This window comes from Lentzea sp. NPDC003310 (assembly GCF_040610935.1).
Taxonomy (GTDB): Bacteria; Actinomycetota; Actinomycetes; order Mycobacteriales; family Pseudonocardiaceae; genus Lentzea.
Genome location: NZ_JBEXNC010000027.1, coordinates 21342 through 35010, shown reverse-complemented (window position 1 = coordinate 35010; position 13669 = coordinate 21342). Strand labels below are relative to the sequence as shown.

Below are 13669 nucleotides of genomic sequence, written 5' to 3'. Positions count from 1 at the left end.
TCGCTTGTCCTACCTCGAAGACATGGGTCCGGGAACCGGTTCCACGGCGCCGCGCGCGTTCTTCACCTCGGACGCGCCGTCGTTGTCGCTGGACGGGACCTGGGAGTTCCGCCTCGACGAAGGCGACTGGGGCACCATCACCGTGCCGGGGCACTGGCAGCTGCAGGGTCACGGCGCGCCCGCGTACACGAACGTGAGGTACCCGTTCCCGGTCGAGCCGCCGTTCGTCCCGTCCGAGAACCCGACCGGCGACTACCGGCTGGTGTTCGACCTCCCCGCTGGGTGGCCGGACGAACCCGCGGTGCTGCGCTTCGACGGCATCGACTCGTGCGGCCGGATCCGGCTGAACGACGTCGAGCTCGGCGTGACGCGCGGGAGCAGGCTGCCCAGCGAGTTCGAGGTGGGACACCTGCTGCGTCCTGCGGGAAACGTCCTGGAGGTGCGCGTCCACCAGTGGTCGGCGGGCAGCTACCTCGAGGACCAGGACATGTGGTGGATGTCGGGCATCTTCCGCTCAGTGGCGCTGCTGTCCCGCCCGCGCGGTGGCGTCGCGGACTACGAGATCCACGCCTCGTACGACCACGTGTCGGGTACGGGCACGCTGTCGGTCGAGGGCGCGCTGCTCACCGTGCCCGAACTGGACGTGCACGACCTCCTGCCGGGCCAGTCGTTGTCGCTGCCCGTCGAGCCGTGGAGCGCGGAGCACCCGCGCCTCTACGACGGCGTCGTGCACACCGACGCCGAACGCGTGCCCGTGCGGATCGGCTTCCGGACAGTCGCCGTTGTCGACGGCGTGCTGACCGTGAACGGTGCTCGTGTCGTGTTCCGGGGCGTGAACCGGCACGAGCACCACCCCCGCTTCGGCCGCGCGGTGCCGCGCGAGGTGGCGTTGCAGGACGTGCTGATGATGAAGCGGCACAACGTGAACGCGGTCAGGACCAGCCACTACCCGCCGGACCCGTACTTCCTGTCGTTGTGCGACGAGTACGGCCTGTGGGTGATCGACGAGTGCGACCTGGAAACCCACGGCTTCGGCGAGCTGGGTTGGGCGGGCAACCCGAGCGACGCACCGGAGTGGGCCGAGTCCTATGTGGACCGCATGCGCCGCATGGTCGAGCGCGACAAGAACCACCCGTCGATCGTGCTGTGGTCGCTCGGCAACGAGTCCCACACCGGCCGCAACCTGGCGGCGATGGCCGCGTGGACCCGCGACCGCGACCCGTCGCGCCCGGTGCACTACGAGGGCGACCACGCCTGCGAGTACGTCGACGTCTACAGCCGCATGTACGCCTCGCACGAGGAGGTCGACGAGATCGGCCGCTCGCGCACTCACGGGCTGCCGTTCATCCTGTGCGAGTTCGCGCACGCCATGGGCAACGGGCCGGGCGGGATGCTGGAGTACCGCGAGCTGTTCGAGCGCTACCCGACCGTGCAGGGCGGGTTCGTGTGGGAGTGGATCGACCACGGCCTGGAGCGCGACGGGCACTTCGCGTACGGCGGCGACTTCGGGGAACCGTTGCACGACGGGAACTTCGTGATCGACGGGCTGGTCTATCCTGACCGGACGCCGTCGCCTGGGCTGCTGGAGTTCGCGAAGGTGTTCGAGCCGGTGCGGATCAGCGGGGTCGGATCGGGCGTGCGGGTCGAGAACCTGTACGACCACGTGGGGTTGGCGCACCTGCGGTTCGAGTGGGTGCTGGAGGAGGAAGGGCGGGAGGTCGCGGCCGGCACGCTGGAGGGGATCGGGGTCGGCGCGGACAGCACAGCGGCAGCAGGCGGCGCGGCGGGATCGGGCAGCGCGGCAGGTACGAGCAGCACGGCAGGCACGAGCAGCACGGCAGGCACGAGCAGCACGGCAGGCACGAGCAGCACGGCAGGCACGAGCAGCACGGCAGGCACGACCACCGACCTCCCCCTCCCCGTCCTGCCTCCCACCACCGCCGAGGCCTGGCTCACCATCCGCGCCTCCCTCGCCTCCCCCACCACCTGGGCCGACGCGGGCCACGTGGTCGCGTGGGGCCAATTCCCCATCACCCCGGCACCCCCACCCCGGTTCACCGCCACCGAACGCGTCCAGCCCGGCCTCCACCTAGGCCCAGCCGCATTCAACCCGCGCACCGGCCTGCTCACCAGGCTCGGCGACGTCCCCCTCGAAGGCCCCCGCCTCGACCTCTGGCGCGCCCCCACCGACAACGACCACCACGCCGAGGCGCAGGCCTGGCGCGACGCCGGCCTCCACCGCCTCCAGCACCGTGTCATCGAGGTCGCCGCACAGGACCACGAACTGGTCGTGCGCACCCGCGTGGCACCTCCGGCCCTGGGTTTCGGCATGCGAGCCGACTACCACTGGACCGCCGACGGCAACCGCCTCCGGCTCCGAATGGACATCACCCCGGACGGCGAGTGGCCGTGCCCGCTCCCCCGCCTCGGCCTGCGGATGGCGCTGCCGCACGCCGACACCGTCGAGTGGTTCGGCAAAGGTCCCGGCGAGGCGTACGCGGACAGCCGGCAGGCCGCGCGGGTCGGCCGGTTCGCCTCGACGGTCGACGCGCTCCAGACGCCGTACGTGTTCCCGCAGGAGAACGGCAACCGCGCCGAGGTCCGGTGGCTGGAGATCGGCGGGCTGCGGGTCGTCGGCGCGCCGGTGTTCGACTTCACCGCGCGCCGCTGGACCAGCGAGGACCTCGACGCCGCGCGGCACACCGACGAGCTGCGGCCGCGCGATCGGGTGTTCCTCAACCTCGACCTCGCGCAGCACGGCCTGGGGACCGCGTCGTGCGGGCCGGGCGTGTTGCCGCAGCACCGGTTGCTCGCGCGGGAGGCGAGCTTCACCCTCGACTTTCTCAGCATCCGAAACTAGTTGAGATGTCATCTAAGCTCGGGAGGAGACGCTGAAGGAGGGTTCCGTGCCGCGGAAGTCAGAGCCGTTGCGGAAGCTCGGTTTTCTCACCATCGGACTGTTCGACGAGCACGATCCGGGCGCGGGTCACCGGTCCACGCTCGACGTGATCGTGCTGGGCGAGGAGCTCGGGTTCGACAGCGCGTGGGTGCGGCACCGGCACCTGCAGTTCGGCATCTCCTCCCCGGTCGCGGTGCTCGCCGCCGCGACCCAGCGGACCAGTCGCATCCAGCTCGGCACCGCGGTCATCCCGCTCGGCTGGGAGAACCCGCTGCGGCTCGCGGAGGACCTCGCGACGGTCGACGTGCTGTCCGGCGGGCGGCTCAACCCCGGCATCAGCGTCGGGCCGCCGATGCACTGGGACGACGTCAAGGGAGCGCTCTACCCGGAGACCGCGGACGTCGAGAACTTCAGCTACGACCGGGTGCGGCGGCTGCTGGACTTCGTCGGCGGCGAGAAGGTCACGGACTTCAGCGGTGTCGAGGGCATCGAGGTCTGGTCGGACCGCGTCCAGCCGCACGCGGCCGGTCTGCGCGACCGGATCTGGTACGGCGGCGGCAGCCTGCGGTCGGCGCGGTGGGCGGGCGAACAGGGGCTGAACCTGCTCGCCAGCAACGTGGTGCAGTCCGAGGGGTCGCTGGACTTCGCCGAGACGCAGCGCACGCTGATCCAGACCTTCCGCGAGCACGGCGGCGGCCGCGTCTCGCAGGGGCTCGTGGTGATCCCGACCGACTCGGCCACGCCCGAGCAGCGCGCCAAGTACGAGGCGTACGTCGCCGGACGCGCCGACCGGGCCGGCAAGACGTTCGGGCCGCGGGGGTTCATGTTCGAACGCGACCTCGTCGGCACCTCCGCCGAGATCGCCGAGCAGCTCTACGCGCACGCCGGCTTCCAGGAGGTCGACGAGGTGGCGTTCGCGCTGCCGTTCAGCTTCGCCCACGAGGACTACGTGCAGATCCTCACGGACATCGCGACGAAGCTCGGCCCCGAGCTGGGCTGGTCGCCCGCCTAGAACGACCACCAGGTGTCGATGCGCGGCACGGACCGCGCGTCGCCCCGGGCCACCCGGTCGGCGTGGAACAGGAACCCGGCGATGCCCGCCGCCCCCTGCATCCAGCCGATGCCCGGCGGCAGCAACGGGTCCTCGGCGCGGTGCTCGGTGAACCGCCAGCACACCCCGTCGCCGTCCGGGATCGCGCGCTCGACCACGACGTCGGCCAGGTGCAGCGCGAAGTCCGTGTGCTGGCCGGAGTCGAGCAGCACGTCGCCGACGCCCGCCGTGCCGCAGCACCGGCCGTCGTTGTCCCAGAACCCCTGGTACTTCCGCTCGGGAAGCCCCGACACGCGGACGCTGTGCAACGCCCGGCGACGCCACTCGCCCACGTCGACCCCGGCCACCCGCGCCACTCCCGCGTGCCGCAGTGCGGGCCACAGCAACGAACTTCCGGTCGGGCCGTGGCACCAGCCGTAGCTGAACTCCTCCATGTCCTCCAGCAACGGGATGCGCAGTCGCACGCGGAACCCACCGTCGGACGTGTCGCCGAGGGACACGAGGTGTTCGGCGCCGGCCGCGGCGGCATCGACGAGGTCCGGACGCTCGAACTCCGCCCCCGCCAACGCCAGCGCCGTCGCGATGCCCGCGAGGCCGTGCGAGAAGTTCGGGAACTCGCGCGGTTCCAGGCACCACCGCTCGGGCACGAAACGCCAGTTCAGTCCCGTGGGCACCTCTTCCCCCTCGGCCAGCAGGACCGCGGCCGCCACGTCGGCGAGTTCCCCGGCACCCGCCACGGCGTGCCGGTGCGCCCACACGGCGGCCAGCAGCACCCCGGCCGTGCCCACGGCGACGTCCTGACAGCGCGCGCCCTCGTGGAACCTCGGCGGACCGAAGTGCGTGTGCGACCAACCGTCCGGTGTGGACAGTGCGAGCAGCCGGGCGACGGCCTCCGCCGCTCCCGGCTCGTCCAGGGCGGTCAGCACGCTGATCTTGCTGACCAGTCCGTTGAAGAACGTCACCTCGGCGGGCTCGCTCGCCCGGACGCGGGCCGCGATCGCCCGCCGCAGCTCCTCCTCGCGCGCCGTCAGCGCACGGACGAGCCGGATCTCCGTCAGCACGTGTGCCAGCCCGCCGATGCCCGCGTACATCCCCTCGCGCCACTCGGGCGGGAGGTCACCGCCCGGGAACTCGGGGATCCACACCCCGTCGTCGTCCCGCACCTGGTCCAGCACCCACCGCCACGCGAGCTCGGCGGTCCCCCCGTAGGTCCCCATGCTCCGATCATTACATTGGCGGGGGTGGAGCGAATCCTCATCGCCGCGGGACTGACCGATGTGACCACCACGCCGTTGGGCGGCGGCACCTACAACGCGGTGTTCCGCGTGTCGGCCGCGGAGGGCGAGTTCGTGCTGAAGGTGGCGCCGCAGGATCAGCCCGGGCTGACCTACGAACGCCACCTCATCCGGACCGAGGCGATGTTCTGCGAGCTCGCCTCGAAGGTCGCGCCGGTGCCGGAGGTCGTGTTCGCCGACGACACCGCGCTGCTGGCCACCCTCCTGCCGGGCGAGCCTGTCTTCGGCCGCTCCGACGTCGACCGCCCGAAGCTCCGCCACGAGCTGGGCCAGGCCGTCCGCGCGCTGCACGACATCACCGGACCCGGCTTCGGCTACCCGCAGCTCGGCCTGCACGACACGTGGACCGGGGCGTTCCTCGGCATGGTCGACGCCGTCCGGGAGGACGCCGACCGCTACGGCGTCGACCTCCCCGCCCTCGACCTGCGCCGCCACACCGCCGCGTTCGACGAGGTGGACCGCCCCGCGCTGGTCCACTTCGACCTGTGGGACGGCAACGTCCTCGCCGACGGCGGGCTCACCGGCCTGGTCGACGGCGAACGGGCGTTCTGGGGCGATCCGGTCGCGGAGTTCGTGTCGCTCGCGCTGTTCGGCTCCGTCGAGGACGACACCGACCTGCTGAGCGGGTACGGGTTCGAGTTCACCGACGCCGCGCGCGTCCGGCTGGCCGCCTACCAGGCGTACCTCTACTCGATCATGCTCACCGAACGGGTGCCGCGCGGCAGCACCGACGCCGAGTTCGAGAGGGTGATCAGGGACGCGCTGACCCGCGCACTGGGTGTTCTCGCCTGATCGCCCGGCGTGATCTGGGAAGCTGGAACCGTGCGCGTGGCATTGCTGGGTCCGACGACGGTCGAGACCGAGGACGGCACACCGGTCGACATCGGTGGTGCCCGCGTCCGCATGCTCGTCGCCCGCCTCGCGCTCGACCCCGGCCGTCCCGTGCCGACGACGACGCTGATCGACGACCTGTGGGGCGAGCAGCCGCCCGCCGACGCCACCAACGCGCTGCAGTCGCTCGTGTCGAGGCTGCGCAAGGTCTGCCCCGTGGCGCTGGAGCCGGGCGGGTACCGGCTGGGCGTCGCGACCGAGGACGTTGACGTCTTCCGGTTCGAACGGCTGCGCGCCGCGGGCCGGCTCGACGAGGCGCTGGCGCTGTGGCGCGGTGACGCGCTGGCCGACGTGCGGGAGGCGCCGTTCGCCGCGCCCACCGCCGCACGGCTCGAGGAAGCGCGGCTGGCCGCCGAGGAGGACCGCGGCGAGCTGGACGTCGCCGCGCTCACGGCGTTGCACGAGAAGCACCCGCTGCGCGAACGGCTGGCCGGGCTGCTGATGCGGGCGTTGTGCGCGCAGGGACGGCAGTCCGACGCGTTGCGCGTCTTCGCCGAGGTGCGCGAGCGGCTCGCCGACGAACTGGGGCTCGACCCGTCGCAGGAGCTGCGGGACGTGCACCTGGCGGCGGTGCGCGGCGAGCTCGGGCCGCGACCGGTCGCCGACCGGTTGCCGGTGCGGCTCACCAGCTTCGTCGGGCGCGACGAGGAGCTCACGGAGATCTCCGGGCTGCTCGCCGGAGCGCGGCTGGTGACGCTGGTCGGGCCGGGAGGCGCGGGCAAGACGCGCCTCGCGACCGAGGTGGCGGCGCGGCACCCGTTGCACGGCAAGGGTCGCGTGTGGTTCGCGGCGCTGGCGGGCGTGCACACGGCGGAGGACCTGCCCGGTGTGGTGCTCAAGGCGTTCGAGCTGCGGATGGCCGGCGACCCGATGCGGCGCCCCAACGAGGGCATGGACCGCATCGCCGAGGTGCTCGGCGCCGGGGACTCGTTGCTGGTGCTGGACAACTGCGAGCACCTGATCGCGGCCGCCGCGGAGTTCACCGGCCGGCTGCTGCGGCGGGTGCCGAACCTGCGGGTGCTCGCGACCAGCCGGGAACCGCTCGCGATCGACGGCGAGTCGTTGTGCCCCATCGGTCCGCTGTCCGTGCCGAACGGGCAGGCGGACGTCTCCGGGTTCGGCGCGGTGCGGCTCTTCCTCGACCGGGCGGTCGCGGTCAAACCCGGCTTCCGGCTGAACGAGTCCACTGTGGACGACGTGAAGCTGATCTGCCGCCGGCTCGACGGCATGCCGCTCGCGCTGGAGCTCGCGGCGGCGCGGCTGCGGTCCATGACGGTCCGCCAGATCACCCAGCGTCTCGACGACCGGTTCCGGCTGCTCACCTCCGGTTCCCGCACGGCGTTGCCCCGCCAGCGCACGTTGCGCGCGGTCGTCGAGTGGAGCTGGGACCTGCTCACCGAGGACGAGCTGGTGCTCGCCCGGCGGCTCGCGGTGTTCCCGGCGGGCGCCGACCTCGCGGCGGTCGAGGAGGTCTGCGGCGAGGACGCGCTGTACGTGCTGACGTCACTGGTCGAGAAGTCCATTGTGGACGTCGTCGAGCTGGACGGCGAGGCGCGATACCGGATGCTGGAGACGATCCGGGTCTACGCGGCCGAGCAGCTCGACGCGTCCGGCGAGAAGCAGGAGTTCGTCGGCCGGTTCCGGCGCTACTACCGGGACGTGGCCGTGCGCTGGGAGCCGTTCGTCCGCAGTGCGCGGCAGCTGGAGGCGATCAAGGTCTACCAGGCCGAGCAGGACAACGTCGTGGCCGCGCTGCGCGGGGCGATCGACGACCACGAGGCGGGTCTCGCGGCGGACCTGCTCGGCGGGATGTTCTGGTACTGGCTCATCAAGGGCGACAACGAGCGCTCGGAGCGGTACGTGCGCGAGGTCCTCGCACTCGCCGCCGACCTGCCGGGCGACGTCGTCGCCACCTTCCGGGCGATGAAGATGATCATGTCGGCCATCCCGGGCCTGCCGGAGCCGGTGGAGGCCTCCCAGGTCATCGAGGACTGCGTGCGCACCGGCGCGACCCAGAAGTACCCGTCGCTCGCGATCGCGTTGCCGATGCTCGCGTTCCTCAGCCAGAACAAGGAGCTGGCGCGCCGGGAGGTGCTGCGGGCGGCGACCAGCGAGGACGCCTGGGCGCGGGCGGGCGCCGAGTGGGCTAACAGCTTCATCCTCACCGAGGACGGCGACCTGGCGGGCGCCGAGCAGGCCCGCGACCGCGCGTACGACCAGTTCACGGCGGTGGGCGACCGGTGGGGATCGGCGATGACGCTCGGTATGAAGGCCGCGTTCGTCTCGCACACCGGCGACAACCTCGCCGCGATCGCGCTGTACCAGCAGGGGCTCGAGGTCGCACGCGAGCTGGGGTCCGTCGAGGACGCCGTGCAGCAGCGGTGGCGGCTCGCGGTGGAGTACGCCCGGCTCGGCGACAACGAGGCGGCCGCCCGCGAGGTCGCGGAGGCCGAGCAGGTCGTCCACGACGCGGGCAACGACCAGCTGAACCTGATGATCGGCTACGCGAAGGCCGAGGTCATGCTGCGGTCGGACCGGACACCGGAGGCGCGGGAGCTCAGCGCGCGGTTCCGGGAGGCCGCGACGACCGCGGCCGCGCTCACCCCGTTCGTGACGGAGTGGTCGGCGATCCTGGACGCGCGCATCGCTCTCGCCGAGGGCAGGCCGGACGAGGCCGAGGCGCACGTCGTCGTCGCGGTCACCACGACCTCGGACCGCAACGACATGCCGGACCTCGCCGCGGTGACCGAGCTCCTGGCCCGCGTGCGGCACGTGCAGGGCAGGCCCGAGGCGGCCGCGCGGTTGCTCGGCCTGGCCCACGTCATCCGCGGCCGCCTCGACCTGGGAGACCCGGGCGTGCGGCACCTGGTCGCCGAACTGGGCGAGCCCGCGCCACCGGACATCACCAAGGCCGAGGCGCGGCAACGGGTGCGCGACGAAGCGGGCCTCGGCTGAGACCCGCTTCCGCCGCGATCACACGCGCTTGCGGTACGCCCACATCGCGAGCGGGAAGAACACCGCGACCGCGCCGGCCATCCAGACCAGCGACCCGGCGAGCGGCCCGGCGATCGCGCCGCCGTTCAGCAGGCCGCGCAACGCGTCCGACAGCAGGCTCACCGGGCTGACGTCCGCCCACGCCTTGAGCCAGCCGGGCATCGTCGAGGTGCCGACGAACACGTTGCTGCCGAACGTCAGCGGCATGATCAGCACGAACATCAGGCCCTGCACGGCCTGCGGGGTCTTGAGCAGCATGCCCACGAACACCGAGGCCCAGCAGAAGCACAGCCCGAACGCGATCGTCAGCCCGGCCGCGATCAGCAGCTCGACCGGCCCGGTCTGCACGCGGAAGCCCATGATCGTCGCGACCACGAGCAGCACGACGATGCACACCACGTACCGCACGATGTCCGCGAGCACCGCGCCGACCAGCGGGGCCGAGCGCGCGATCGGCATCGAGCGGAACCGGTCGAAGACGCCCTTGGAGACGTCGGTGTTCATCTGCACGCCCGCGGTCATGCTGGCCTGCAGGATGTTCATCACCATGATGCCCGGCACCAGCATCTGCAGGTACGCGTCCGTGTTGCCGGCCAGCGCGCCGCCGAAGAGGTACGTGAACATCACGAGGAAGATGATGGGCGCCAGCGTGACGTCCATCAGCTGCTCGGGGTTCTTGCGGATCTTGAGGATTCCCCGCCAGGCCAAGGAGAAGCCGTGGCGCATGCCCCGGTCCAACGCGATGGTGCTCATGCCAGGCTCCCTTCGGTCTGCTTGCCGGTCAGCGCCAGGAAGACCTCGTCGAGAGAGGGCAGCCGCAGCGCCAGTTCGTCCGCGGTGATGCCCGCCTCGTCGAGCTTGCGGACCAGGGTGGACAGCAGCACCGGGTCGTTCACCGGCGCCGTCAGCAACCCCGTGTCGTCGTCGCGGGTCGGCCGCGCACCCGTGAGGTCGCCGAGGATCCGGTACACCACGTCGAGGTCGCGCATCGACGTAGGCCGCACCTGCAGCGTCTGTCCGCCGACGCGCCGCTTGAGCTCGTCCGGCCTGCCCTCGGCCACGACGCGGCCGTGGTCGAAGACCGTGATCGAGTCGGCGAGCTGGTCGGCCTCCTCCAGGTACTGCGTGGTGAGCAGGACCGTCACGCCGTTCGCGACGAGCTTGCGCACCACCGCCCACACCTCGTTGCGGGCGTGCGGGTCGAGGCCGGTGGTCGGTTCGTCCAGGTACAGCACGGACGGGTTGCCGACCAGGCTGGCCGCGAGGTCGAGCCGCCGCCGCATGCCCCCCGAGTACGTCTTGGCGGCCCGGTGCGCGGCGTCGGTGAGCTCGAACTGTTCCAGCAACTCGGCCGCCTTGGCCTTCGCCCCCGCCCGCGAGTGGTCGAGCAGCCGCGCCAGCAGGACGAGGTTCTCCGTGCCGGAGAGGTCCTCGTCGACCGACGCGTACTGCCCGGTCAGCCCGATCAGCGACCGGACCGCCCTCGGGTCCTTCACCACGTCGTGCCCGTGCACCGTGGCGTGCCCGGCGTCCGGGCGCAGCAACGTGGCCAGCACCCGCACCGCCGTGGTCTTGCCCGCGCCGTTCGGCCCGAGCACCCCCACGACCTTCCCCTCCGGCACCTCGAGGTCGACGCCGTCCAGCGCCTTGGTCTCCCCGTAGTGCTTGACCAGGCCTTCTGCCCTGATCGCGAGTGCCATCGTCCCTCCCTGTGGTTCAGGGGGAACTGTGCGCCCGCGCGCTGGCAGGCCGCTGGCAGCGCGCTGTCAGCGACTGGCAGCCATCCGGCGGACGGCCTCGGTGATGATCTCGGGCGACGTGCCGAGGTTGAACCGGACGTGCCCCTCACCGCCGCTGCCGAACCCGGCACCCGACATCAGCGCCACCCGGCCGCGTTCCAGGAAGAGGGCGGCCGGGTCGTCGCTCAACTCCCGGCAGTCGAGCCAGGCGAGGAACGTCGCCTCGGAGGGTTCGTAGCCGATCTCCGGCAGGTGCTCGGTGAGCAGGTCCTTCAGCAACGCCCGGTTCGCCGCGAGACCGTCGAGCAGCGCGTCGAGCCAGTCGCCGCCCTCCCGGAGCGCGGCGGCGTGCGCGATCGTGCCGAAGTGGCTCGGGCCGTGGCTGACCTCCTCGGGCAGGCCCTTCAGCTCGTCGGTGTTGGAGACCGCGACGGCCGCGCGCATCGCGGCCAGGTTCCAGCCCTTGGAGGCGGACAGGAGGGCCATGCCCCGGTCGTCGACGCTGAGGTACGGCACGAAGGCCGAGGTCTTGGCGACGAGCGGGGCGTGGATCTCGTCAGCGATGACGCGGACGCCGTACCGCGCGGCCAGTTCGGCGAGGGCCGTCAGCTCCTGGACGGTGTGGACGGTGCCGGTCGGGTTCTGCGGGTTGCACAGCAGGTACACCGGGCGGTCGGCCTTGAGGTGCCGGAACGTCCGCTCGATCGCGTCGAGGTCGAGCCGCGCGTCCTTCAGCGGAGCCTCGACCACCGCGCGGCCCAGGCTGCGGACGAAGAGGTAGAACGGCGGGTACACCGGCGGGCTCACGACCACCGGGTCACCGGGCCCCGACACCAGCTTGATCAGCTCCACGGCACCGAGCATCACGTCGGACACGAGCGCGGTGCGGCCGAGGTCGAACTCCCAGCCCCAGCGCCGGTGCGCGAACTCCCGCAGCGCCTCCTGGTAGTCCGTGCCGGCCGGGTAGCCGGTGTCGCCGAGGTCCAGCGCGTCGACCAGCGCCTTCTTGATCGGCTCCGCCGGGTCGACGTCCATCTCCGCCACCCACAGCGGGAGCACGTCCTCCGGGAACTCCCGCCACTTCACGCTGGTGCGCTGCTTCAGGCGCGGGAGCGACAAGCCGGTCAGCGGGTTCGTCATGCACCCCAACGTAGGTCAGCCGGGGTGTGCCGTCACGTCGCGAGCCTCCGCCGCTCGGACAGGAGGGGCCTCACCGGCACCGGTGAGGCCCCTCCGGCGAACGAACTCAGGCGAACGGCGACTTGTCGATGCCGCAGGTCTTCTGAGCGGGCAGCACACCGGTGAAGAGGTACTCCCGCTTCACCTTCTCCGCGCACGTGCTGCGCACGTACATCGAGGTGTGCCCGTAGCCCTCGACGGTCAGGAACCCGGTGCGGGCCATCTCCGCCGCGCCGTCCCGCGCGCCGTGCACCGGGGTCGACGGGTCGAACCTGCTGTTGAGGAACAGGATCGGCGCCGACGTCCGGCGGTTCCACGGACCCGTGTAGCGGTCCTCGTCCCGGCCCTGCCAGAACGCGCAGGCCATCATGTCGAACACGATCGGACGGCCCCAGTACGGCACGCGCTCGTCCTCGGTCCTGCCGAACTTCGAGTACACGGCCGGATCACGCGGGAAGTCGCTGTCCGAGCACTGCACGGCGTTGAACCCCTCGAACCGGTTCGAGACGTAGTCCGCCGACGCGGTCAGCGAGGCCGGCGCCTCCCAGACGCCCTGCAGCACCCGTGCGAGGTCCTGCCAGGTGTCGGGCTGCGCGAGCCCGTCCCACACGGCGCTGATCAGCGACACGCGGTCGAAGCGGCCGTCCGGCGTGGTGACCGGCGAGGCCGTCACGCGGGCGACGAGGTCCGCCCACTTCTGCTTCAGGTCGCCACCCGCGAACGCGCACTTCGCTCCCGGAGCCGCGCACAGCTTCAGGAACTGCTCGAACGTCTCGGCGACCCCGCGCGGCACGTCCTGACGGGTGTCCAGCGGCACGGTCGTGCCCTGGTCACCGTGCCCGGTGGCGTTGCCGGCGAAGTCGAGCGCGCCGTCGAACGCGAGCGCGCGGACCTTGTCCGGGAACAGGTTCGCGTAGATCGCGCCGAGGTGCGTGCCGTACGAGATGCCGTGGTACGTCAGCTTCTTGTCGCCCACGGCCTTGCGCAGCAGGTCGAGGTCCCGTGCCGAGTTGGCGGACGAGACGTGGTCCAGCAGGTCGCCGGACTTCTCCTCGCACCGCCGCACGAACTCCCGGTAGCCGTCGTAGAACGCCGGCTCCTGCGCCGCGGTGTCCGGGTAGACCGGGATGGAGTTGAGGAACGCCTGCTGCTCCTCGACGCTGTCGAAGCAGCGCACGGTCGCCGAACGGCCGATGCCGCGCGGGTCCCAGGACACCACGTCGAACCTCGCCCGCAGCTCGGACGAGAACAGCCACTCCCACTTGCCGCGCGCCCGCAGTCTGTCCACACCGGACGCACCGGGCCCGCCGAAGTTCACGAACAGCGAGCCGATCCGCTTCGCCGGATCGGTCGCGGGCAGCCGGATCAGCGCGAGGTCGATCTTCGCGCCGCGCGGCTGGTCGTGGTCGAGCGGGACCTTCGCCGTCGAGCACTCGAACCCGTCCTGGCAGTCCTGCCACGACAGGACGGGCGGCTGCGCCTCGTCCCCCGCCGACGCGGCCGGCGCCAGTCCGATGACCAGCGCAGCCGCCAACACCAGTGATTTCACCATGAAGCTCCCCAGTTTCGAACCTCTCGACCACGAAGACGCCGTCGAGATCAACCGGGTTGCCTCCTGGCA

At 71.8% G+C, this 13669-nt stretch carries 9 protein-coding genes; 4 read left to right on the top strand and 5 right to left on the bottom strand.

Translation table 11 applies throughout. From position 1 onward, the window contains the following. Positions 1-4 precede the first annotated feature (4 nt). Positions 5-2860, top strand: coding sequence for a glycoside hydrolase family 2 TIM barrel-domain containing protein (locus ABZX02_RS39995; RefSeq protein WP_355306681.1), 2856 nt, complete (start codon positions 5-7; stop codon positions 2858-2860). 46 nt (positions 2861-2906) lie between these two features. After that, positions 2907-3911: an LLM class flavin-dependent oxidoreductase gene (locus tag ABZX02_RS39990; protein WP_355306680.1), complete on the top strand. Its 1005-nt coding sequence runs from the start codon at positions 2907-2909 to the stop codon at positions 3909-3911. On the opposite strand, the gene ABZX02_RS39985 is transcribed toward ABZX02_RS39990, so the two are convergent. Next, on the bottom strand, positions 3908-5167 hold the full coding sequence (locus ABZX02_RS39985) for a lanthionine synthetase LanC family protein (protein ID WP_355306678.1): 1260 nt from the start codon (positions 5165-5167) through the stop codon (positions 3908-3910). The two genes, ABZX02_RS39990 and ABZX02_RS39985, sit on opposite strands and share 4 nt — an antisense overlap. Positions 5168-5191: 24 nt before the next feature. Here ABZX02_RS39985 and ABZX02_RS39980 point away from each other — a divergent pair, with 24 nt between their 5' ends. After that, complete coding sequence (locus ABZX02_RS39980; RefSeq protein WP_355306676.1) at positions 5192-6037, top strand: aminoglycoside phosphotransferase family protein; 846 nt, start codon at positions 5192-5194, stop codon at positions 6035-6037. 30 nt (positions 6038-6067) lie between these two features. Further along, positions 6068-9091, top strand: coding sequence for a BTAD domain-containing putative transcriptional regulator (locus tag ABZX02_RS39975; protein WP_355306674.1), 3024 nt, complete (start codon positions 6068-6070; stop codon positions 9089-9091). An 18-nt stretch (positions 9092-9109) separates the two neighbouring features. On the opposite strand, the gene ABZX02_RS39970 is transcribed toward ABZX02_RS39975, so the two are convergent. The 4 genes from ABZX02_RS39970 to ABZX02_RS39955 all read right to left on the bottom strand — a co-directional run bounded on the left by ABZX02_RS39970 (position 9110) and on the right by ABZX02_RS39955 (position 13600). Next, the gene (locus ABZX02_RS39970; protein WP_355306672.1) at positions 9110-9883 is read right to left on the bottom strand and encodes an ABC transporter permease; all 774 of its coding nucleotides are present in this window, start codon (positions 9881-9883) and stop codon (positions 9110-9112) included. After that, positions 9880-10830: an ATP-binding cassette domain-containing protein gene (locus ABZX02_RS39965; RefSeq protein WP_355306670.1), complete on the bottom strand. Its 951-nt coding sequence runs from the start codon at positions 10828-10830 to the stop codon at positions 9880-9882. Before ABZX02_RS39965 ends, ABZX02_RS39970 begins: the two co-directional genes overlap by 4 nt. 66 nt (positions 10831-10896) lie before the next feature. Beyond that, entirely contained in the window at positions 10897-12009 is a 1113-nt protein-coding gene (locus tag ABZX02_RS39960; RefSeq protein WP_355306668.1) for an aminotransferase class I/II-fold pyridoxal phosphate-dependent enzyme, read from the bottom strand. Between the two features lie 106 nt (positions 12010-12115). Further along, positions 12116-13600, bottom strand: coding sequence for an alpha/beta fold hydrolase (locus ABZX02_RS39955; RefSeq protein WP_355306666.1), 1485 nt, complete (start codon positions 13598-13600; stop codon positions 12116-12118). Positions 13601-13669: the final 69 nt, after the last annotated feature.